Below are 22,425 nucleotides of genomic sequence, written 5' to 3' on the forward strand. Positions count from 1 at the left end.
GCTCAGACGAGCGCGCCTTCCTCGGTCATCGTGATCGTCCGCGTGGCGACGCGTGCGGCCTCATCAGGGTCGTGGGTCACGTGGATCGTCGTGAGGCCGAAACGCCTGGCCAGACTCTGCAGCTGGTCCAGGAGCGCCTCCCGGCGCGGTGCATCGAGCGGACCCAGCGGCTCGTCCAGCGCGAGGATCTTCGGCTCGGTCGCGAGCGCTCGGGCGAGCCCGAGGCGCTGGGCTTCACCGCCGGAGAGCGTCGGCGTGCGCCGCTTGTCGTAGCCCGCCAGATCGACGATCTCAAGGAGCTCGGCGATGCGACGCTTGCGAGCCGAGCGGTCCTGGCCCTTGCGCTTGAGGACGAAGTCGAGCGTGCCCGCGACGCTCATGTGGGGCCAGAGCGCCCCGCCTTGGAAGAGGAAGCCAACGCCGCGCTTGTCGGGCGCAAGAACCAGCTCCCCGGGACGACTCGCCAGCTCGCCGAACAGGTGAATCTCTCCCTTCGAGGGGACCGCGAGGCCCGCGATGGCGCGCAGCAGCGTGCTCTTGCCGGCCCCCGACGGACCCACGAGCAGCACGTGCTCCTCGGGCTCGATGCGCAGGGAAATGTCGGACAGGATCTCGGCCTTTCCGGCGCGGACGATGAGGCCCTTGCACTCGACGGCGGGCGGCGGGGGGGAGGAACTCATGGGAGAATGCGCAGTCGGGCTTTGGAGAAGAGGCTCCAGAGAAGGCCGGGCAAGAGGACCGTGAAGATCACGAGCAGCGCCAGCGCGGACACGAAGTCGTCGCGGCCGAAGTGGACGGCGTTGAAGACGCGGAACATCGCGGTGTCGTTCGCCGCGGGGACGAGGACGGCGGCGTCGAGTTCGCGCACGGACAGCGCGAAGACCACGATCCAGGCGCCGACCAGCGAGGACCAGACGCCGGGCGAGACGATGCCGAAGAGGCGCCGCAGCGGACCCGCGCCCGCGAGGTGCGCGGACTCCTCGAGTTCGGGATCGAACGAGGCCACCGCTCCGGAGCAGATGAGCGTCGCGACCGCCACGAAGCGCCCGGCGAAGAGCAGCGCGACGAGCGCGCCCGAGTCGTAGATCTGCGCCGTCCAGTCGTGGTTCCAGAACACGATCGTGCCGATGCCGAACAGCGTCGGAGGCACGATCAACGGCAGCAGCGCCACCACCTCCAGTAGCCCACCTGCTCGCCCGCGTTGGATCGCGTGCCCGAGAACCAGCGCGATCGGGAGCGAGATGGACGCCGCGATCAGCGCGAAGAGCAGGCTGGAGACGAGACTCTCGCGCGAGAGTTCGAAGGCGCGACTGAAGCTCTTCTTGAAGTTGGCCGTGAACGTCGCGAGGCCGCCACCCATGTCGGATTGGTCGTCCGTCGTCGCGGCTTCGAGCGCGGCCTTGATCTCCGGCGCGTTCATGTCGACCTTGCGCATGGGGGCCTGGGGAACCAGACCGTCGGCGCCCGCGATCGGAACCTGTCCTGCCGCGCGCAGGGCGGCGTTGTTCGCGGCTCGGACCGCTTCCTGTCGAGCCTTGGCGTCGAGCTTCACGGCCCCCGGATCCGTCGCCGCCTGCGCGCCGGCCGCGCCGGGAGCACCGGGCATGTTCTGGGCCGCGCCGCCGCCCTGGGTCCAGGCAGCACGACGGATCGAGACGCCGCTGAACACGCGCGGTCCGCCGCCCGATTCGTAGAGGAGGCGTCCGATAGGCACCAGCGATGACAGCGTGACGACGAAGAGGCAGAACAGCGTGGCAGGCACCCGGGCTCTCCCGAGCTTCAGGCGCGCCGGGGCGACGAAACGGCCGTCCACGGTCCCGTAGCGCCCTTTTCGGCGCAGTGCCATCAGGGGAACGAGGGCGAGCAGCGTGAGCACGATGAGGGGGAGCGCCGTGGCGACGGCGCGCGGCTCGTTCCCGTCGACCTGCCAGTTGCTGAAGATCTCACCGGCATAGACGTTGAACTTCTTGCCGACGGCGGACACGTAGTCGCAGAGCGCGAACTCGTTGATCGAGACGATGAACGACAGCACGGCACCGCCGAGGGCGGGGATCAGGAGGAGCGGGAACTCCATGCGCAGGATCGCGCCCAGGCCTCCGACCATGGTCGCGGCTTCTTCACGCCGCGCGTCGATCCGTTCGGCGGCGCGGCCGGTGAAGAGCGCGACGAGTGGGAAGGTGGACACCCCGAGGATCAGGGCGCACATCACCGGCCCGCGCAGCGGCAGGATCATCGTCCAGGTCATCGCCATCATGATCGGTGGGATCAGGATCGGGACGATGCCGAGGGCCCGAAGAGCCGGGGCTCCGAAGACGTTCGTGCGCGCGACGAGGAATCCGAAGGGCAACCCGAGCGTGAGAGCGATGGCGCTGGCTCCTAGCCCCAGCGCCACGGTACGCCCGAGGAGCGTCAGCGTTCGCTCGTTGAGGAGCGACTCCAGCGCCTCGGGCTCGGCCGCGAGCCGCTCGAACATGATGAGCAGCGGGCTGAGCCCGAGCACGCAGAACACGAGGAACGCGGCCGCCACGAGCCATCGGCTCGGGCGAGCGGCAGGATGAAGCGTCGCGTTCTTCGGGGCCATCGGACTCGCTCTACTGGTTGAAGGTCTTTCCGAGTTCCAGGCTGCGATCGGCGATGGTCTTGCCGAGGGCCGCGTAGTCGACTTTCATGACCTTGAAGTCGCCGATCTTGCCCACGTGCGCGGGGCGCGGAACGTCGTCGCGAACAGGGATCTGTGCGCTGGCAGATTCGGCGAGCCGCTGCTCGATCTCGCGCCGCAGGACCCAGTCGATGAATTTCTTCGCCGCGTCCGGGTGCGGCGCATCCTTCATCAGCATGATCGTGTTCGGGATCAGCAGCGTGCCGAGCGGCTCACCGTCTTTCTCCAGAACGCCTGGACCGGCCACCTGGTCCGGATAGACGCGGCGCACCGGGTAGCCCTTCTCGGACTCGGCGACGTGGTAGTCGTCCGTATCGGTCCACGCCCAGGCGAGTTCGCCCGCCCCGACCTTGCGCATCGACGTACCGTTGCTGTTCGGAAGCGCGAGCGTGTCCGCGGCGTTGGCGGCCTGCACCTTGCCGAAGAACTCGGATGCCCAGTCCTCACCCATGACCTGGTAGAGGGCGGTGGCGTGCGTCAGGGTCGTGCCCGTGAGGGGCAGGGCGATCCCGGCCTTGCCAGACCACTTCGGGTCGAGGAGATCGAGGGTCCCCGTGGGCCCCTCGCCTTCGGGCACGAGGTCCGAGTTCACGATCAGGACGCGCGCCCGCGCCGCGAAGCCGGTCCAGGTGCGAGCGGGGTCCCGGAACTGCTCGGGGATGTCCTGGGCGCTGGGGGAGTCGTAGGCCTCCAGGAGGCCGAGTTCCGCCAGGCGGATCGTCTGCGCGATCTCGTTGTTCCAGAAGACGTCCGTCCGCGGGCGGGACTTCGCTTCCTCGATGATGGCGCGGACGTGGCCGACGGTCTTGGAGGCCTCGATGTCGTACTGGGCCCGGACCTTGAGGCCGGTCTCCTTCTCGAACTCCTTGACGAGGCCCTCGGAGAAAGGCTGGTCCAGGGAGATCCGGACGACGAGGTCCTCGCCGGAGCCGCACGATGCGGCGAGGAGGCCAATGAGGCCGAGCAGTGGGAGAATGGGCTTGTCCATGATGTCGGGGAGACTAGACCCTCTGCAGGGTCCGGCCACACCCGCGAAGGCAGATCCGAGCAGAAATCCTCTCGCCGGAAGGGATTCGCGCCGGTTGGGACGCCGGGTGGGGAGGTCGAAGCGGAGCGAACCGGTACGCTGACGGCATGACGGTCCGCAGGCAACTTCAGGCATACGCACTCCTCACATTCGCCGTGGCCTGCGGAGGAATTCAGCCCGAGACGCGGGGAGTCGGCGCCGGGGTGCTGCCGGGGGCGACGGACTACGTCCGGGATTTCCCTGCTCGTCGGGCCGACGGGGCGGTGAACGTCGTGGTCGAGATCCCGGCTGGCACCGACGCGAAGTGGGAGATCACCAAGCCCGACGGCCAGCTCGCGTGGGAGATCGAGGACGGCCAGCCGCGAGTCGTTCGCTACCTCGGCTATCCGGGGAACTACGGGATGGTCCCGGGCACGCTCCTGCCGAAGGAACTCGGCGGCGACGGCGATCCGCTCGACGTGCTGGTCCTCGGGCCAGCGGTGGAGCGCGGGACCGTCATCGGCGTCCGCGTGATCGGCGTCCTGGAGCTGCTCGACGGCGGCGAGCGGGACGACAAGCTCGTGGCCGTCCTGCCGGGGACGCCGCTGGGACACCTCGAGTCCCTCGGTCAGCTGGACTCGGAGTTCCCCGGCGTGACGTCGATCGTTCGGACCTGGTTCGAGAACTACAAGGGCCGGGGTGAGGACGGTCAGCCGCGCCTCGTGGCGAGGGGTTACGCGGATCGCGCCCGCGCCGAGGAAATCCTCTGGGCCTCGATGGAGGCCTTCGGGGCCCGGCACTGATTCGAGCGGGCCCCGCCTGGTCTCGGCCGGCTCCCGCTCGGCCCACGCCCGTCGGCGAGACGGGTCGCGCTGCCGAGAAGGAGGTGCGTCCGGCGCGTCCAGCCCGCATACTGTTGCCCCACAAGTCGTCCCGGCCACCGCGAACAGCTCCCCCTGATACCAGCCATGACCCTCGCCTCCCGTATGTCGGTGCTCGGCACCGAAACCGCCTTCGAGGTCTTCGCCAAGGCCAAAGCCCTGGAAGCGAAGGGCAAGGACATCATCCACCTTCACATCGGCGCCCCGGACTTCAGCACCCCGGAGAACATCGTCGAGGCCGGGCGCAAGGCCCTGACCGACGGCTGGCACAAGTACACGCCCGCCAAGGGCCTGCCGGAGCTGCGCGAGGCTGTCGCGGAGAACATCCTGAGCTTCCGCGGGGCCGAGATCGACCCGAACAACGTGCTCATCGTGCCGGGCGGCAAGCCGACGATGTTCTACGCGATCATGATGTTCGGCGAGGCGGGCAAGGAGATCATCTATCCGAACCCGGGCTTCCCGATCTACGAGAGCATGATCCACTGGTCAGGCGCCAAGGCCGTGCCCTACGGCCTCGAGGAAGAGAAGGGCTTCGCGTTCAGCGCCGAGGCCGTGCTCGCGCTGATCACGCCGGCCACGTCCCTCCTGATCGTCAACACGCCCGCCAACCCGACGGGAGGCATCGTCCCGCGCTCGGAGATGGACAAGCTTGTCGCCGGGCTGGAGAAGCATCCCCACGTCACCGTCCTGTGCGACGAGATCTACAGCCGCCAGCTCTACGACGGCGAGGAGCACGTCTCGATCCTCCAGTACCCCTCGATGATCGATCGCTCGATCCTGCTGGACGGCTGGAGCAAGACCTACGCGATGACCGGCTGGCGCCTCGGCTACGGCGTCTGGCCGAGCCACCTGATCGCCGACGCCGAGCGGATCCAGATCAACTCCTCGTCCTGCGCGAACGCCGTGACCCAGGTGGCGGCGATCGAGGCCCTGCGCGGCCCGCAGACGGCCGTGGACGAGATGCTCGCGTCCTTCGACGAGCGCCGCAAGATCATCCACGAAGAGCTGAACGCGATCCCCGGCTTCCGCTGCGTGATGCCGAAGGGCGCGTTCTACGCGTTCCCGAACACCAGCGGCACCGGCATCGCCAGCAAGACGCTGGAGGACGAACTGCTGAACGAAGCCGGCGTTGCGTGCCTTTCGGGGAAGAGCTTCGGCAAGTTCGGCGAGGGCTACATGCGCTTCAGCTACGCCAACAGCGCGGACAACATCCGCGAGGGCCTGCGACGCGTGCGCGAGCACCTCGCGAATCGCCAGGCCTGACACCGACGTCTCTCTCCCACGCCACGACTCCCATGCGCGCTGACTTCCGTAGCGATACCGTGACCCAGCCCTCGGCCGCCATGCGCGCGGTCATGCTCGACGTGCCGGTGGGGGACGACGTCCTGGACGGCGACCCCACGGTCCGCTTGCTGGAGGATGAGGCGGCAGCCTGGCTCGGCAAGCCGCGCGCGCTCTTCGTTCCCTCGGGGACGATGGCCAACCAGGTCGCCCTCGGGGCCTGGACGCGTCCCGGCGACGAGATCGTCTGTCAGCGCTGGTCCCACATCACGACCTACGAGGGCGGCGCGCCGGGCTACCTGCACGGGGTCCAGACCCTGACCATCGGCAACCGCAGCGGCCGCATGGACCCGGCCGAGGTCGCGGAAGCCATCCGGCCCAACTTCATCCACTGCCCGAGCACCGCGCTGATCTGCCTGGAGCAGACCCACAACGTGGCGGGTGGCGTCGTGATCCCGATGGAGGAGTTCGCTGCGGTGGCAGCGGTCGGCAGGGAACGCGGGATTCCGGTGCACCTCGACGGCGCGCGGCTGGCGAACGCGGTCGTGGCCTCGGGGATCAGCGCTCCGGACTGGACAGCTCACGTGGACTCCGTATCGCTCTGTCTCTCCAAGGGGCTCGGCGCGCCGGTCGGCTCGATCGTGGCGGGCGACGACGAGTTCATCGAACGCGCGATGCGAGTGCGGAAGCGCCTCGGGGGCTGGATGCGCCAGGCCGGCTTCCTGGCGTCGGCGGCGCGGATGGCGCTCCGGGACAACGTCAGCCGGATGACGCTGGACCACGCGCTGGCCCGGAAGCTCGGCGAGCGGCTCGGCACCCTGCCCGGGCTCACCTGTGATGCCTCGGCCATCGAGACCAATATGGCGATGGTGCACGTGGCGCCCGAGATGATGACGGCCGCGGCGTTCGCCGAGGCCCTCGCCGCGCACGACGTTCACGTGCTCCCCATGGGGCCGCAGGTGCTGCGCTTCGTGACGCACCTCGACGTGGGCTCGCCGCAGCTGGAGCAGCTCGTGACGGCGGCCCAGGCGGTGACCTCCGAGCACGCCCCCGTGGCCTGATCGATCAGCTTCGCTTGAGGCGGTAGCCGACGCCGCGGATCGTTTCGATCAGCGGCGAGCCGTCTCGGTCGACCTTCTTGCGAAGGCGGCCGATGTGGACGTCAAGAACGTTGGTACCCGGATCGAAGCCAAGGTCCCAGACGTCCTCCAGGAGCGTGTCCCGCTTGACCGTCTCACCACCGCCCTTGGCGAGTCGCAGCAAAAGGTCGTACTCCCGCGGGCTCAGGTGGCAGGCTTTCCCCTCGCGCTTGACGCGGCGGTGGGCGAGGTCGAAGGTGAGGACTCCATAGTCGAGGGGAGCCAGCGAGTTCCGGCGGCGCACCACCGCGTCGATGCGCGCGAGCAGCTCGTCGGTGTCGACGGGCTTGACCATGAAATCGTCGGCACCTCCCCGCAGCGCCTTGACGCGTTCCTCGACCTCGGAGCGGCCCGAAAGGATGATGACGGGGAGCGCGTCGCCCTTCTCACGAACGTCGTAGAGAAGATCGTGCCCGCTGGCGCCCGGCATCTCCAGGTCGAGCAGGATCACGTCGAATGACCCGTCTCCCTCCGCGTCCAGAATATCCAGCCCCTCGTGGGCATTTTGGGCCTCTTTGACCTCACAGTCGATGGTCTTGAGGGCGAGGCGACAGAACGTCCTGAAGTCGGAGTCGTCGTCGACGAGAAGTGCGCGCATGGCAGGGGCCGTCCTTGGGGTGGGGGATGCTGGCGAGGGATCGAGTGGCGGTCAGGATTCTGCTGGGTGCTGCCGACGGGTGAGGCTGACAGGCCTGTCAGGCATTCGTCCGAAGGGCTTCACCGGGACCGCCTGGGGGACGCTGCGCCGGTCTCCCCCTGAGTCTGACGGACCTGTCACTTGGGATCCAGGGGGCACGCGGCAAACATGCTCACCGCAACGCAGGCGTGGGAGTGGAATCAACCCTGGGGACGGGCCTTCACTCATCAAGCGCCTACGTTGTCCGTCAATGCTGGCGGGGCCTCGGCCTCCTTCGGGTGGTCGGGGCCGCTTTCTCCCGTCCCAAAGGCCTGGTCTTGGACACCCGGTCCTCGACGGCGGAGTCTCGAAAGGGCGACGCAGGGCCGAACGAGACTCATTCAAGAGCCCCTGGGTGCCGTTGGACTTCATGATTTCCCCTGACCGAGTGGACAGAGAGCCGTGGGTGGGGTCTCCTTCGTGGAGGCCTACGTTCCCCAAGGGTTGCCGCTCCCATGAAGTCATCCGACCATTCCAAGGAGTCCTTCGGGACTCTCCCAGACGACGCCGAGACGGCCGACAGCGGTCTCCTCGTGCCCCATTCCGATTCCGACGCCAAGGATCTCCAGCGTGTCCGGGATCTGCTCTTCGGAGCCACCTCGAAGGCCCATGCGAGCCGCCTGGACTCCGTGGAGTCGGCGCTGTCGGCTCGGCTCACCGAGCTGGAGAAGGACTTCCAGCAGCGCTTGCAGAACGTCGAGTCCCAGGTCCGAGCGGACTTCCGTGCCGAAGTGACGGCGCTGACCGCGCGACTGGACGAGCACGGCACGCGGAAGGTGGAGCGCGCCGATCTACGCTCCATGCTGGCGGATCTCGCCGATCGGATCGGGCAGTAGCCAAGGGGAAGGCGCCGCGCCCTGGAAGGGGTCGCCCATGAAGTCCACCAGAGCCAACGTGCCCGAGGCGCCGACCAGGGAGACCCTCGCGGAGGTCAAGGAACTCCTTCTCCGGGGGGAGCGCTCACGACTGGATCGGCTGGAGAAGAAGGGCGTCAGCGCCGAGGCGATCGCCCACGTTCTCCCGGATGCCATCCTTGCCCGGGAGGCCCAGGACGATCGCATCGCGCGCGCCCTTGCTCCCACCGTCGAGGCCGGTCTCTTTCGCTCGGCGCGGCGGGATCCCCAGGCGCTGGCGGACGCGATTCACCCCGCCCTCGGCCCCGCGATCCGCAGCATGATCCAGGCGAGCCTGCGCCAGTCGCTGGAGTCGCTCAACGTCGCCCTGGAGAACTCGCTGTCGCCGAAGGGGATCGGCTGGCGGCTCGAAGCGGCGCGCACCGGGAAGACGTTCTCCGAGGTCGTGCTGCTCAAGACGCTGGTCTTCCGCGTCGACCAGGTGCTGCTCGTCGATCGCGACTCCGGGCTCATCATGGCGGAGGTGCACCCGCCCGGCCTCAAGACCCAGGACGCTGACATGGTGGCCGGGATGCTCAGCGCCATTCGCGAGTTCGCCGCGGACTCGTTCGGCGCGTCGCCGGACGAGTCGCCGCTCGAAGAGATCGAGTTCCAGGACCTGACGCTGATTCTTGCCCAGGGGCCCGAGGCCATCCTCGCGCTGGTCGTGCGCGGGAATCCCCCGAGGACGCTCCACGAGCGCGCGGTCGAGACGGTCGAGGCGCTGCACGTCGAGTACGGCCCGGAGATGAATGCGTTCGACGGAGAGGCGGAGGCGCTGGCCCCGATCCATCCCCTCCTGGAGGACCTGCTGGAGCAGGAGGCCCGCAAGCGTCGTCCGAATCCCTGGATCCGGCTGATCCCGCTGCTCGCGGCGGTGGGTTTCGTGGCCCTCGGGAGCTGGGCGATGGCCCGCTCCTTCCTGGCGAACCGAGATCTCGGCCGGGCGGAAGAGGCGCTCAGGCGAACCCCGGGCGTGATCGTGACGGAGGCGGACCTGGACGGTGGCGATATCGTCGTCCGCGGGCTGGCAGATCCTCTCGTCAAGGACCCCGAGCGCATCGCGCGCGCTGCCCTCGGGCGCTCGAAGCGCGGGGTCCGACTGGAGTTCGGTCCCTTCACCTCCCTGGACGAGGCCATCGTGCTCCAGAGGCTTCGCAAGCTCGTCTCGATTCCGGCGGGGGTCGGTATGGATCTCCGACAGGGGCGACTTCGCCTCAGCGGCCTCGATCCCGCCGCCTGCGAGGACGCCGCGGCAGCACTTCGCGCGCTGCGGCTGGAACTCCTGGGGATCGAAAGCGTTATCGTCAGGTCGTGATCAGGAAGAAAGTCTGCCTTCTGGGTTCCTTCGCCGTGGGGAAGACGTCCCTCGTGCGCCGGTTCGTTCACTCGATCTTCAGCGAGCGCTACCACACGACGATTGGCGTCAAGATCGACAAGAAGCTCGTTCAGGTCCGCGTGGACGACGGCCAGCTCACCGAGGTGACCCTCGTCCTCTGGGACGTCCAGGGCGAGGATCGGTTCCAGTCGATTCCCACGAGCTACTACCGAGGCAGCTCGGGCCTGCTGCTCGTCGCGGACGGGACGCGGCCCCAGACGCTCGACAGCGCTCTGCAGATCGCCGAGACCGCCACGCAATCCATCGGCAAGGACGTCCCGATGCGCCTGCTTCTCAACAAGGCCGATCTCGTGGCCCAGTGGGAAGTACCCGCGCCGGAGCTCCTTCGGAAGGTGGGCGCAGACTTCGCTCCGCGCGTGACCAGCGCCAAGACCGGCGACGGCGTCGACGAATCCTTCCGCGACCTCACCCGGGCCCTTCTTTCCGGCGACGTCCCATGAGCCAGATTCCAGAGGCCGTCCAGGCGCGGCTCGTTCGCGGTCCTTCGAAGCTGGCCTGGGCGATCTTGCGCGATCGCAAGGTGGTCGAGATCGGCGGCGCCGTCGACGCCCACGGACTCCGATGGCTCCAGGTGGGCTCTCCGGTGCCCACGGATGTTCCGTGGTCGAGCGTGGTGACGCAGGACGGGAGGGGCGACGGTGCGGTCGAGATGCGGGCCTTGCGACTCGATCCAGACGTCGAGGCGCACACGGACGTGCTCGGTTGGCACGAGGACGAGGTCACCCACGTACTGTTCCTCGACACCTCGGCAACGGTCGAGCTGCTCGACGCCTCGATGCAGCGACAGAACACGGACGATCTCCTGCGAGATCGGCTCGCAGGCGCGGAGCGCATGCGGCGGGTCGAGCGCAGGGCGCGGGGTGAGGCCTTTGCGGCGCTGGGCTACGAACTCCTCGAGGAGGGGCCGGACGGGACGTTCCGACCGCCCTCGGAGCCCGCGGCCTGGCTCGTCAGCCTTTGCGGCTGGGGGGCCGGGGAGCCGCGCGTGGTGGATCCGGGCGATCCGATCGACTACCTCTCGGGCTTCCTGGGCGACGCGGTCGAGTTCTTCCGGAAGGCTCGCTCGGGCCCGGACGGGCCCGAGGTCCGGACGCTGTCATCCGGGGTCTGGACCGAGATCCTTCCCGAGTCGCTCGCTGCCGGTGCAGCGAAGCGCGACATGTCCTTCCAGGCCCACGCGCTCGCTCTTTCGGACGGCCGCGGCGTCGTCGTGATCGAGCACAAGAACCAGAGCGTCGCGGAGATGCAGGCCTCGCTCCAGCGCCAGCGCGACGCGGAGCTCTCCTACGAGGGGCTCAGCCACGAGATGCAGGTCAAGGACGTGCTGCTGCACTGCATCGTGCACGACCTGCGCGGTCCGCTCGCGAGCCTCGTCGGGGCCTTCAGCCTCCTCAAGAAGGGGACGCTGGACAGTGCCGACGCCGAGGAGGCCATCGAGATCGGCCTGCGCCAGGCGAAGCGCCAGGACGAGATGATCCGTCACGTGCTGGACGTCTTCGCCGCGGAATACGAGGCCCTGCGGCAGTTCGACGACGACCCGGCGACCGCGCCGGATCTCGTGGCGATCGCGCGCGAAACCGCCCAGCGGCAGAGCGCCGCCTTCCAGGTCCAATCGGTGGATCTCCTCGTGACCGGGGCCACCGGCCGACTGCGCGTCGTCGGGCGGGCAGATCGCCTGGAGCGCGTCATCGCCAACCTGATCGGGAACGCGCTTCGGCACGCGCCCGCGGGCACCGCGGTCGAGGTGAACGTCGAGGAGCGGGACGCCGAGACCGTGGTCCTGTCCGTGCTGGACCGCGGCCCCGGCGTGCCGGAGGAGATCCGCGAGCGCCTCTTCCGGCGCTTCGTCCAGGGCGGGTCCGCCGGAGCAGCGGGCCTCGGCCTCTTCTACGTCCGGATGACGGTCGAACGCTGGGGCGGGACCGCCGAGTACGAGCCCCGCGAAGGCGGCGGCGCCGCGTTCCGCGTGATTCTTCGGCGCGCGGCGGTTTCGAGCTGACGGTGCGCGCTCTGGCGGCGGCTCGGCCTTATCCTTGTCGCTCCCCATGACCGCCATCTCCACCCCCAAGCTGACCGTCGTCGGCGCCGGCTACGTCGGCGCCACCTGCGCCCATCTCGCGGCGCTCAAGAATCTGGCCCCCGAGATCTGCCTGATCGACATCGCCGAGGGCCGCCCCCAGGGCATCGCGCTCGACATGAATCAGTCGGCGGCGATCGAGTGCTTCTCGTCCAGGGTCGTCGGGACGAACGACCCACGGGATACCTACGGGAGCGACGTCTTCATCGTCACCGCGGGCCTCCCCCGGAAGCCAGGGATGAGCCGCTCGGACCTCCTGGAGGTCAACGGCAACGTGATGAAGAGCGTCGCAGAGTACATCCGCGCCGGGTCGCCCGAGGCGATCGTCATCGTCGTCACGAATCCGCTCGATTCCATGGTGACCCTGATGCGGCACTCGCTCGGCTTTCCCGCGCGCCGCGTCATCGGGATGGCCGGGGTGCTCGACGCCGCGCGCTACTCATGGTTCCTCAGCGAGGCCATGGGGACCGCGGTGCAGGACGTCGACGCGATGGTGATGGGCGCCCACGGCGACTCCATGGTCCCGATGGCCGAGCGCTGCACGGTCAACGGCATCGGGGTTCTCGACCTGCTCGATCGCGACGCCATCGAGGCCATGGGAGAGCGGACGAAGGGCGGCGGCGGCGAGATCGTCAAGCTCCTGAAAACGGGCAGCGCGTGGTTCGCGCCCGCGTCGGGCGCCGTCGCCATGGCGGGCTCGATCTTGCGCGACGAGAAGCGCATGCTCCCGTGCGCGTGCCTCCTCAACGGTGAGTACGGGATCGAGAACCTCTACATGGGGGTGCCTGCGATCCTGGGCGCGAGCGGCGTCGAGCGCATCGTCGAGCTTCCGCTTCGCACCGAATCCCGCGCGCTTCTCCAGAAGACCGCGGGCGCCATTCACGAGGACGTGCTGGCGATGCGCGACCTAGGCCTCTTCTGATCCCACCAGAACTCCCCGATCCATGTCGATCCCCACACGCACCGAATCCGACTCCATGGGACCGATCGAGGTCCCCGTCAACGCTCTCTGGGGTGCGCAAACCCAGCGGTCCCGCCAGAACTTCAAGATCGGTGGCCAGCGCTTCACGCGGCCGATGATCCGGGCCCTGGGTCTCGTGAAGAAGTGCGCGGCCGTCGTGAACGCGGAGATCGGCGAACTCGACATGCTCGAGCCGCACGTGCGCGAAGCCCTGATCCGGGCCGCCGACGAGGTGATCGCCGGCGAGCATGACGCGGAGTTCCCGCTCGTCGTCTGGCAGACGGGTTCGGGGACGCAGTCGAACATGAACGCGAACGAGGTGATCTCGAACCGCGCCATTCAGCTCCTCGGCGGAGAGATGGGGTCCAAGAGCCCCGTGCACCCGAACGATCACGTGAACCGCGCGCAGTCGTCCAACGATTCGTTCCCGACCGCGATGCACGTGGCGGCGGCCGAGGAGATCGTTCACGCGCTCATTCCGTCGCTGGAGCATCTCGCGAAGGCCTTCGAGGACAAGGAAGCCGCCTGGGAAGGCATCGTCAAGATCGGGCGCACGCACCTTCAGGACGCGACGCCCCTCATGCTGAGCCAGGAGGTGTCGGGCTGGCGCCAGCAGGTGCTCGACGGCATCGGCTGCGTCAAGGCGACGCTCCCCGCTCTCTACGAGCTGGCCCAGGGCGGTACCGCCGTCGGAACCGGACTGAACACGAAGCCGGGGTTCGCCGCCAGGTTCGCCGATGAGATGGCGAAGGAGACCGGTCTGCCGTTCGTGACGGCTCCGAACAAGTTCAGCGCCCTCGCGGGACACGACGCGCTCGTGTTCGCGAGTGGCGCCCTGAGGGTCGTCGCCTGCGCGCTGATGAAGATCGCCAACGACGTCCGCTGGCTCGGCAGCGGGCCGCGCTCTGGCCTCGGCGAGCTGAAGCTCCCCGAGAACGAGCCCGGCTCGTCGATCATGCCCGGCAAGGTGAACCCGACCCAGTGCGAGGCCCTCACGATGGTCGCCGCCCAGGTGATCGGCAACGACGCTGCGGTCGGCTTTGCCGGTAGCCAGGGCAACTTCGAGCTGAACGTGTACAAGCCCGTGATGATCCACAACGTCCTGGAGTCGATCCGGCTCCTGAGCGATGGAGCTGACTCGTTCCGCGAGAACTGCATCCACGGTCTCGATGTGGACCGGGCCCGAATCGATCACCTCATGAAGCAGTCCCTGATGCTCGTGACCGCGCTGAACCGCCACATCGGCTACGACAACGCCGCCAAGGTGGCCAAGAAGGCCTATGTCGAGGGCACGACCCTCGTCGAAGCGGTGACGGCTCTGGGTCTCATGACGGCGGACGAGTTCGAGGCCGCCGTGAAGCCGGCAGAGATGACATCTCCTCAGGTCTGAGATGAGGCCTGGACGGCGGGAGCGTGATACGCTCCAGCCGTGCAGGACCCTTCTGAAGACCCGTTCCGGGACGTGGCGCTCCACGGGGACGCCGAGGCCGTCTCCGAGCTTCTGGAGGAGTTCCGGGGCCGGATCGCGCGGATGCTGGCCGTGCGCATGGACCCTCGCCTTCGGGGTCGGCTGGACGCGTCCGACGTGATCCAGGACACGTTCATCGAGGTCCATGGCCGCATCGGAGAGTACCGCAAGCGGCAGGACATGCCGTTCTTCCTCTGGGTGCGATTTCTCGCCGGGCAGAAGCTCACGCAAATGCACCGGCGCCATCTGGGCGCCGAGCAGCGTGACGCGCGACGGGAGCTCCCCGATGCGCTGCGAGGTATGCCAGGCGCGACGACCGCGACGCTCGCCGGCGCGCTGATGTCCAGCGGCATCACACCCTCGGAGGTGGCGATGCGCATGGAGGATGAAGAGCGCCTGATCTCCGTGCTCGACCAGATGCGTGAACTCGACCGAGAGGTCCTCGCTCTGCGTCATTTCGAAGGATTGTCGAACCTGGAGGTGGCGTCGCTCCTCGGGATCGAACCATCGGCGGCGAGTCGACGCTACGTTCGTGCGCTCGCGCGCATGCAGGAGAAGATGCGGCTTACCCAGGGCCGCGGGGATGGCGCCGCGTCATGACGGACCTCGGTGGCGTCGAGACCCACAGCGATTCCGACGAAGGGAACGGATCGGACGAGTGGAACGGGGTCGAAAGGCGGAACGAGTCCAGCTCGATCCTGTCGAGGCGCCGTCTGGTGGATGGACTCGACGACTCCGGCGGATTGTCCGACTCCAGCGACGTCATGGCGCTCGCGCTGGATCAGCTGATCACGGACTACTTCGATGCCCAGCGCGAAGGGCGCGCTCCCTCCGTCGAGGACTTCGTCGCGGCTCACCCCGAACACGAGCACGCGCTGCGCGCGGTCCTGCCGGGCGCGAGTCTGCTCGATCAGATCGGCAAGCGCGCCGAGGACGCATCGCCCATGGCCCGATCCGGGGATCGGCTCGGCGAGTACAAGCTCCTCGGCGTTCTTGGCCGCGGCGGTATGGGAGTCGTCTACGAGGCCGTTCAGGAAACTCTCGGCAGGCCGGTCGCGCTCAAGGTGCTGCCCGCGTCCCGCGTGGTCGATCGAAAGAGCCGCGAACGGTTCATGCGCGAGGCCCAGGCCGCCGCGAGCCTCCAGCACCCCGGCATCGTTCCGGTGTACGGGGTGGGGGAGGCGGATGGCCAGGTCTACTACGCGATGCAGCGAGTGGATGGTGTGCCGCTCGACGTACTGACGGCCGTCGCGCGCGGCGAGTCGGCAAGCGCCGAGTCCTCGGTGCTCGTGGACCGCGCGCTCAGCGTCGTGGCGCGGCTGCGCGGCGAGGCGGCCTACGCGAGGGAAGGATCCGCGAGCGACGGCCAGCACGGAGGCGATGCCAGGAGCGATGTCAACCTCAATAGCTCCGACACGGGCCGGGTCATCTCGAAGCCCTGGATCTCCAACGCGGTCCTCATCGCCCAGCAGATCGCCGAGGCGCTCAGCTACGCACACTCGCGGGGCGTGCTGCACCGGGACGTAAAGCCCTCCAACGTGATGCTCGACGAATCGGGGCGCGCGTACGTCACCGATTTTGGGCTCTGCAAGGTCGAGGACTCCAGCTCGCTAACGGCGGCCGGAGACGTCGTCGGCACCCTGCGCTATGTGCCCCCGGAGCGCTTCCAGGGTCGCGACGACGCGCGCGGGGATGTGTACGGCGTCGGGATGATCCTGTACGAGCTGCTCTGCGGTCGACCGGCGTTCGATCAGAAGGATCGAGCGACGCTCGTCCAGGCGGTCACGCTGCACGCGCCGCCGAGGCCGCGGAAGCTCAATCCCGAGATCCCGGAGGATCTCGAGCGCATCGTGTTGACCGCGATCGCGAAGCTGCCGGAGGAGCGCTACCTGTCCTCGGAAGCGCTCATCTCCGACCTCGCCGCGTTCCAGGGAGGGCGTCCGATCCGCGCTCGTGCACCGGGCAAGCTCTATCTCGCGAAGCTCTTCGCGCGGCGCAACCGGGGCCTCGTGATCACCGCGGCTGCGTCGGCGCTGATTCTCGCGGTCGTGGTGGGACTCTACGTGCGCGACCTGAGCCGGCTCCTCAAGGAGGTCGAGGCCGGGCGGGCCCGAGCGGAGCGTATGTTCTACCACGCCCAGGTCCACGCCGCCGCCGAGGCCGCGCGCAACAACAACGGCGGTACGGCTCGTGCGCTACGGATCCTGGATCGTGTGGAGCCTGAGCTGCGCGACTGGGTCTGGGAAACGATGCAAGCCCGCTGCGAGGTGGGGCTCTTGACCGTGGACGAGGGGGCGGCACCGATCCTCTCCATGGCGCTGGATTCGACCCAGGCGTCCGTGGCGGTGCTGCGGGAAGAAGGGCTTCGAGTCCACGACGGAACGACCGGTGCGCTCCTCTTCGAAGAGGCCTGCGAACTCGCGAGGGCCGTGGCATTCGTGCCTGGTTCGCTGGAGGCGCTCGTGTCGGACGGGGCGGAGGGGGAGCTGCGAGTGGTCACACCCGTGGGCGAGCCAGCGTCGGAGCGGGCTACGGCGGCGCTTGCCGTGCTACGGGACGTTTCGGCCGCGGGCGTCGTGGCCCTCGACGCGTCGGACCGTTTCCTCGCCTGTGCGTGGGACTTAGGCCGGGTCGCGGTCCTCGACATGGATGCCGAGAGCCCCTGGGCGCCCCGTCTCTACCAGGTCGATCCGGGGTCGACGGTCTCGCTTGCGCTGTACGGGAAGGAAGGGCGCGCCGCCTTCGCCGTGCGAAATCGTCCGATCCGAGTTCTCGGGCCCGAGTCTGGCCGGGTACGACGCGTGTCAGGGACCACGGCGAGCGCCGCCACGGCGCTGGCTGGGGCCTCGGGCTCCGACTACTTCGTGGCCCAGGGCGAGAACGGCTCGGCGGTCCGCTACCAGGACAAGGGCCAGGTCCAGATCCCCGACGGCGACCTCACGATCCGCGAGAGCGGAACGGTCAACCTCGCCATTTCCCCGGATGGCGAGATGGTGATCGGGCAGTTCCAGAAGGGGCGTATGCGGATCTGGTCGAAGGTGCGTGGCCCGGCGATGGTAAGGGTGGCTTCTTATCTCTCGGAGCCGAGCGCGATCCTTTGGCCCTCGGGCGGGGACGTGATCCTGACCGGTGGCCTGAGCGGCGAGTGGCGGGTGGTGCCTCGGCCGAGCTTCGACGCCGGCGTGCCCGGTGTCTCGGAGGTTCGGGGACACTACAGCGGCGTGCAGTCGCTCTCTTTCGACGAGGCGGGCGAGCACTTCGCGACGGCAGAGACGAGCGGCGCGTGGTCCATCTGGAGTACGGACCGCCACCTGCCCCAGGCCGTGCACGTGCAGAGCACGCGGTCTATCCGGTATACGGCGCTGGCCTCGGTCGGTGGGAAGCCGCGCCTCTTGGCGGCGGCCGACCAGTCCGTTGGCGTCTGGTGGATCGCGCCCGAGATGACGGCACAGGCCTACTACGACCCGGTGATCGAGGCGGTCGAGGCGCGCGGGGTGGCGTGGTTGCGGCCGGGCGGTTTGGCGCTTCCGAATCACCTCCTGACGGCAGCGGTCGACGGACGCCTGCTGCTCTCCACGTCGAGCGGCGCGAAGAACTGGACCACGCAGGAGGTCTGGAAGGTGGACGCCGTGTTGACGGCCTTCGACCACCATCGGGGCTCCGGAGTCACCGTCATCGGCGCCGAGGACGGGCGAGTCTGGAGCCTTCGGGTCAACGACGACGGAACGCTGGCGCAGGTCACGGCGCTCGCGACGTTTCCCCACCCGGTGACCTCGGCGGGGATCGGCACGCTGGCCGAGACGGTCGCCGTGCTCACGCGGGACGAGCGCTTGCACCTCATCGATATGAACGGTTCTCGTCCGTCCATTCGCTGGAGCGTCGAAGCCGCCTCCAACGGATCCCAGGTTCGATCGGCCACGGCCGTGGCGGCCGACGAGGCGAGCGGCTGGGTCGTGACGGCTGGGGCGGACGGTGCGCTCCAGCTATGGTCGGTGATCGACGGACTGCCGGGACCGCTCCTGGAGTCTCGCTACGGGACGTTCACCGGACTGGAGTTCCCGGCTCCGGACAGTCCACCGATCTCGGTCGAAGAGCGCGGGCGCGTCACGTTCATCGAGACCGAGGGCGTGGCGAGGATGCGTGAACTGGCGAGCATCGAGCCCTCGGATGCGGAGACGCTCCTGCTCGCGTTCCTGGCGCCGCGCGTGAGGCTCGTGGAGATCGAAAGAATCCTGCGGGCCGAGGAGACCACCGCCCGCGATCTGGAGGCGGCGGAGGAGGTCGCCCTCGGGCTCGCCAATCTCGGACGCTACTACAACAACGTCTCGCGGAGTCAGGCCCTCGACGTCCTCAAGCGTGTCAGGGAGCGCCGCGCCAGGGGCCAATGAAGGGCGGCCGGGGCCAGCCCTTCCGTGGGTCGATGTCGCCGGTAGACCGCAATCTGGCGGGATCTCTCTGCCGCGGGTTGCTTCCGGCGCGCACGGGGCCTAAGCTCCTCCCGAAATACGCGGATCTTTCGTCCGCGTCCCCGATCCCATGAAGCTCAAAGTCCGCAACAGCAAAGCCAAGAAGGCCAAGAAGACCGGGTTCCTGACCCGCCAGAAGTCGGCCGGTGGCCGGAAAACGAACAAGCGCCAGCGCGCTCGTCACGGCAGCTTCTAGTCGGCTTCTCCTCCCCGTAGGGTGGCTTTACCCGCCAGCCCGCCCGTTGGACCTCCAGGTCCGGGGGCGGGCTGGCGGTGTTCGTGATTCGAGGGGTGATCGGAAACGGTGATGGGAGACAATGGGGAGGCGCTCAGGCGTGGGCGGCGGTTTCCGTCCGCTGTAGGCCGCCGGAGCTTGCCGGGCTACATTGGGACCATGACCCATCCAGCACTGCTCCTCTGCCTTCTCGTTTCTCCCGCGGCCCAGGACTTCGACGCCCGCCGCGTGCCGGAACTCGGTTCGGCTTTCGAGATCTTCACCGAGCTCGCCGACCGGAACCAAGACGGTGAGGTGACCGAGGATGAGGTCGCCGGGCTCCACGATTGGCTGGCTCCCCTGGGCGGCGACATGGTGTACGAGTTCACGACCGAACTCGTCTTTCAGGGTCTCGACCGTGACACTCTCCGCGCCTGGACCAGCAACGACCTCGAGGCGACCCTGGAGTACCTGGACGCCGACGGGGACGGGGTCATCGAGGCCGGCGAGCCGACGATGGAGAGGCTCTGCAACGGGCAGATGGGAACGCGCGGGGTAATCCGTCGGCTGGCGAGCGAGCTCGTCCTGGAGGAGGGGGATGCCGATGGCGACGGCAGCGTTTCGGTCGAGGAGCGAGCCAGGCTACTGGAGGCCTGGGGTCCCCAGGCGACCACGGCGGTGGCCAAGGATTGGATCGAAGCGTCGAAGAAGCGCGAGCCCGAGGATCGGAACCGCATGGCGCCCGGGGTGGCCTTCCTGACCCTCGAGGCCGAGATCGACCAGAACAGGGACGGCCGCTACGATCTGGAGCGCTACTGGACCTGGTTCAAGGAGCGGGACACGAACGGCGATCGCACGCTCTCGATGGAGGAGCGTCGGCGTCGGCCGCAGCGCGCTGCGGACTCGGACGAAGGCTGGCGCCGCCCCAGCCCCGAGCGAATGGCGCTCCCGCCGCTCATGCCGTGGCAGCGAAGTCTGGAGGACGCCCTCGCGATTCAGAGGCGCACGGGACAGGTTCTGCTCCTTTGCGTGAACATGGATGGGGAAACGGCGTGCGACTCGCTCGCCGCCTGGCGCTATCGCGATCCTGAGTTCGCGAAGCTGGCGTCGGGCTACGTCTGCCTCGTGGTTTCCCCCGACGATCATCAGCCCTTCGAGTACGACGATCGGGGCCGACGCATGGAGAGCCCGAGGCTCGGACGCGTGACCGATCGCGAACACATCGATCTGGAGCCCACGCTCTACGAACGGTACTTCAACGGGACGCGCGTGGCCCCTCGGCACGTCGGTGTCGACGTGGATGGAACGATTCTCTTCGACGTCTACCTGCTCAGCGATCCGGCGCCCCTCGACGCGAAGCTCAGGGAGCACGCTCGTCCCGTGGAAACGCGGGACTGGGCTTCGATGGATAGCCTGGAGCTGGCCACCTTCCCCGATGCAGGGGCGCGTGAGGAGCTGGAGCGGCGGATGCTCGACCCGGACGTCGCCGTGCGCCTCGCGACGGCGATCCACTCGGGCGCCGACCCTGAAGCAGGCATGCTCGGGCTCAGGGATCCGGAGCCGCTCGTGCGTGACGTCGCCGCGATCGCGCTGGCGTCGCGCGCGGCCGATCTCGATGCTCTTCAGCGTCGTCGCCTGCTCCAGACGGCGGCGAGTCTCGACGAAGAAGCACTCCAGGCCGTGATCGACGGGCTGACTCTGGCGGTGGACGGTGACCCCGTCGCGCTGGCTTCGCTCCAGTCGCTGGATCCGTCGACGCGCCTTTCTGCCCTCGGAAGCGTGGAGGACTGGACGGCGGCGGCGTCGATGTCGGCCCTGACGGAGATTCCCTCGAAGACGCGGAACGAGGCGCTTCTTGCGCTGGAGCAGCTCGACGGCCGTGTGGCGCCGGAGGACGCCACGCCGACCCAGGCGCTGATTCGCGCCGGGGTGCTCCTTCAGCTCGCGAATGGTCTGCTGGACCAGGCCGAGGATCCACGCGATGCAGCGGCCGAGGCGATGGCCTCGGCGGAGGCGGGGGCGAGCGCGGATCCCGCGCGCGCCCAGGCGATCGTCGCCCAGGCGGCTGCGCTCAGCGGTGAGTACGCGAAGGCCTTCCGGGCCGCACGTGCCGCGCTCCCTGCCTACCAGTTGGCCAGCTCGGATCCGATGTGCGTGGGGACGCTGCGGGCGCTCGCCAAATCCGCCGCGCAGCTGGCCTACGGGCGATTGGCGGATGGCCAGGCCGTGCCGGCTTCGCTCGTGGCAGATGCGTACCTCGCGGGTCGCACGTTGCTGGCCCATCCGGTGGCGGTGGAGGACGACGCCACGCAGCTCCTGGAACTCGCGCGCGCGATCGGTGAAGCCCGGCTGATGCCGACGCTTCTGACGGAATCCCTGCGCCGTTTTCCCGCCAGCTCGGACCTGCACCAGCGCTTCCGCGCCTATCAGCTGGAGACCTCGGGCGCCGCTTCGATGGAGGCGGTCTACGTCGAGCTCGACCAGGCGATCGACGATCCGGTGCACGGCCCGACGCTCATGTGGTTCCGCGGCCTCGCGCTCCTGATTGCGGCCGAGTGGCAGACGAAGCAGGGCGACCCGGAAGCGGCGGCGTCTTCCTACGAGGGGTCGATCGCAGCCTTCGCGGACAGCGCCGACGATGAGCCGGCCTTCGCCGACTCGGCTCACCACTACATGGTCCTCGGACATGCGGCCTCCGCGTCTCTCAGCGCCGACGCGGGCGACCTGCCGGCGGCCACCGAGCACCTCCAGTCGGCGGCGACGCTTCGAACCAAGTCGCTGGACCTCGCCGACGGCCTCGGGCTGACGCCCCGGCAGCGGGCGACGAAGGTCCTGCCTGCGCTGCTGCCGACCCTCGACGAGGAGCTCCAGGCGGCGTTCCGGCGCGTCTTCCCGGAATAGAACGGGGCTTCCTGGGCCCGGCGGACCGCGTATCCTGGAGGTTTCTTCGGTCCGTTCGCTTTCCCGCTCGTGCAAGAACGGGCGCGGAACGGAATGAATCGGCGGAAATGTCCCGATCGTGTCATTTTGTGCTGGTTTCCGGAGCGCGGGCGGTCGATATTCCCGGTCGGGAAAGATCCATGCCGCAACCTATCCAGACGATCCAGGCGCTAGGGGCGCTGATCCGGCGCGAGCGCAAGGCCCAGGGCCTCAGACAGCCCGACCTCGCCGCCGCCGCGGGCACCAGCGTCCGCTTCATCGTAGAGGTCGAGGCCGGAAAGCCCACTGCTCAGATCGGCAAGGTGTTCGACGTTCTTCGCCAGCTGGGCCTCTCCGTCCTCGTGGACGGCCTGTCGGAGGACTGA

Annotated in this window: 18 protein-coding genes; 14 read left to right on the forward strand and 4 right to left on the reverse strand. The window is 68.6% G+C overall.

All coding sequences use genetic code 11. The annotated features are described in order from the left end of the window. Nucleotides 1-2 precede the first annotated feature (2 nt). Genes Poly30_RS12730 through Poly30_RS12740 form a run of 3 tightly spaced genes read right to left on the reverse strand, consistent with a single transcriptional unit; the run spans nt 3 to nt 3,647 of the window. On the reverse strand, nt 3-680 hold the full coding sequence (locus tag Poly30_RS12730) for an ABC transporter ATP-binding protein (RefSeq protein WP_145197847.1): 678 nt from the start codon (nt 678-680) through the stop codon (nt 3-5). Then, the gene (locus tag Poly30_RS12735) at nt 677-2,581 is read right to left on the reverse strand and encodes an ABC transporter permease (protein ID WP_145197849.1); all 1,905 of its coding nucleotides are present in this window, start codon (nt 2,579-2,581) and stop codon (nt 677-679) included. The genes Poly30_RS12730 and Poly30_RS12735 overlap by 4 nt, the downstream gene beginning before the upstream one ends. 10 nt (nt 2,582-2,591) lie before the next feature. Beyond that, nucleotides 2,592-3,647, reverse strand: a complete 1,056-nt coding sequence (locus Poly30_RS12740) for an extracellular solute-binding protein (RefSeq protein WP_419191318.1) — start codon at nt 3,645-3,647, stop codon at nt 2,592-2,594. Nucleotides 3,648-3,793: 146 nt separating this feature from the next. Between Poly30_RS12740 and Poly30_RS12745 the strand changes: the two genes are divergently transcribed. The 3 genes from Poly30_RS12745 to Poly30_RS12755 all read left to right on the forward strand — a co-directional run bounded on the left by Poly30_RS12745 (nt 3,794) and on the right by Poly30_RS12755 (nt 6,888). Beyond that, nucleotides 3,794-4,468: an inorganic diphosphatase gene (locus tag Poly30_RS12745; protein ID WP_145197852.1), complete on the forward strand. Its 675-nt coding sequence runs from the start codon at nt 3,794-3,796 to the stop codon at nt 4,466-4,468. Between the two features lie 165 nt (nt 4,469-4,633). Then, nucleotides 4,634-5,809, forward strand: coding sequence for a pyridoxal phosphate-dependent aminotransferase (locus Poly30_RS12750; protein WP_419191319.1), 1,176 nt, complete (start codon nt 4,634-4,636; stop codon nt 5,807-5,809). Nucleotides 5,810-5,841: 32 nt separating this feature from the next. After that, nucleotides 5,842-6,888 carry a threonine aldolase family protein gene (locus Poly30_RS12755; protein WP_145197854.1) on the forward strand — a complete coding sequence of 349 codons (1,047 nt, stop codon included), beginning with the start codon at nt 5,842-5,844 and terminating at the stop codon, nt 6,886-6,888. Nucleotides 6,889-6,892: 4 nt separating this feature from the next. Here Poly30_RS12755 and Poly30_RS12760 read toward each other — a convergent pair whose 3' ends face one another. Further along, nucleotides 6,893-7,564, reverse strand: coding sequence for a response regulator transcription factor (locus Poly30_RS12760; RefSeq protein WP_145197856.1), 672 nt, complete (start codon nt 7,562-7,564; stop codon nt 6,893-6,895). 533 nt (nt 7,565-8,097) lie between these two features. Here Poly30_RS12760 and Poly30_RS12765 point away from each other — a divergent pair. From Poly30_RS12765 to Poly30_RS12815, 11 genes are all read left to right on the forward strand, one after another. Next, nucleotides 8,098-8,478: a hypothetical protein gene (locus Poly30_RS12765; RefSeq protein WP_145197858.1), complete on the forward strand. Its 381-nt coding sequence runs from the start codon at nt 8,098-8,100 to the stop codon at nt 8,476-8,478. Nucleotides 8,479-8,515: 37 nt separating this feature from the next. Next, nucleotides 8,516-9,853: a hypothetical protein gene (locus tag Poly30_RS12770; RefSeq protein ID WP_145197860.1), complete on the forward strand. Its 1,338-nt coding sequence runs from the start codon at nt 8,516-8,518 to the stop codon at nt 9,851-9,853. After that, on the forward strand, nt 9,850-10,374 hold the full coding sequence (locus Poly30_RS12775; RefSeq protein ID WP_145197862.1) for a Rab family GTPase: 525 nt from the start codon (nt 9,850-9,852) through the stop codon (nt 10,372-10,374). The genes Poly30_RS12770 and Poly30_RS12775 overlap by 4 nt, the downstream gene beginning before the upstream one ends. Then, nucleotides 10,371-11,933, forward strand: coding sequence for a sensor histidine kinase (locus tag Poly30_RS12780; protein WP_145197864.1), 1,563 nt, complete (start codon nt 10,371-10,373; stop codon nt 11,931-11,933). Before Poly30_RS12775 ends, Poly30_RS12780 begins: the two co-directional genes overlap by 4 nt. Before the next feature lie 55 nt (nt 11,934-11,988). Next, nucleotides 11,989-12,933, forward strand: coding sequence for a malate dehydrogenase (gene mdh, locus Poly30_RS12785; RefSeq protein ID WP_145206139.1), 945 nt, complete (start codon nt 11,989-11,991; stop codon nt 12,931-12,933). A 22-nt stretch (nt 12,934-12,955) separates the two neighbouring features. After that, on the forward strand, nt 12,956-14,362 hold the full coding sequence (gene fumC / locus Poly30_RS12790) for a class II fumarate hydratase (protein ID WP_145197866.1): 1,407 nt from the start codon (nt 12,956-12,958) through the stop codon (nt 14,360-14,362). Nucleotides 14,363-14,401: 39 nt separating this feature from the next. Next, nucleotides 14,402-15,040: a sigma-70 family RNA polymerase sigma factor gene (locus Poly30_RS12795; protein WP_145197868.1), complete on the forward strand. Its 639-nt coding sequence runs from the start codon at nt 14,402-14,404 to the stop codon at nt 15,038-15,040. Further along, nucleotides 15,037-18,828 (forward strand): WD40 repeat domain-containing serine/threonine protein kinase, encoded by a 3,792-nt coding sequence (locus tag Poly30_RS12800; protein WP_145197870.1) that lies wholly within the window; start codon nt 15,037-15,039, stop codon nt 18,826-18,828. Before Poly30_RS12795 ends, Poly30_RS12800 begins: the two co-directional genes overlap by 4 nt. 148 nt (nt 18,829-18,976) lie before the next feature. After that, nucleotides 18,977-19,102, forward strand: a complete 126-nt coding sequence (rpmH, locus tag Poly30_RS12805) for a 50S ribosomal protein L34 (RefSeq protein WP_145197872.1) — start codon at nt 18,977-18,979, stop codon at nt 19,100-19,102. A 198-nt stretch (nt 19,103-19,300) separates the two neighbouring features. Continuing rightward, nucleotides 19,301-22,021: a CREC-EF hand family protein gene (locus tag Poly30_RS12810; protein ID WP_145197874.1), complete on the forward strand. Its 2,721-nt coding sequence runs from the start codon at nt 19,301-19,303 to the stop codon at nt 22,019-22,021. Nucleotides 22,022-22,200: 179 nt separating this feature from the next. Then, nucleotides 22,201-22,425 carry a type II toxin-antitoxin system Y4mF family antitoxin gene (locus Poly30_RS12815; RefSeq protein WP_145197876.1) on the forward strand — a complete coding sequence of 75 codons (225 nt, stop codon included), beginning with the start codon at nt 22,201-22,203 and terminating at the stop codon, nt 22,423-22,425.

The organism is Saltatorellus ferox (genome assembly GCA_007751475.1).
In the GTDB taxonomy this organism is placed as follows: Bacteria; Planctomycetota; UBA1135; order UBA1135.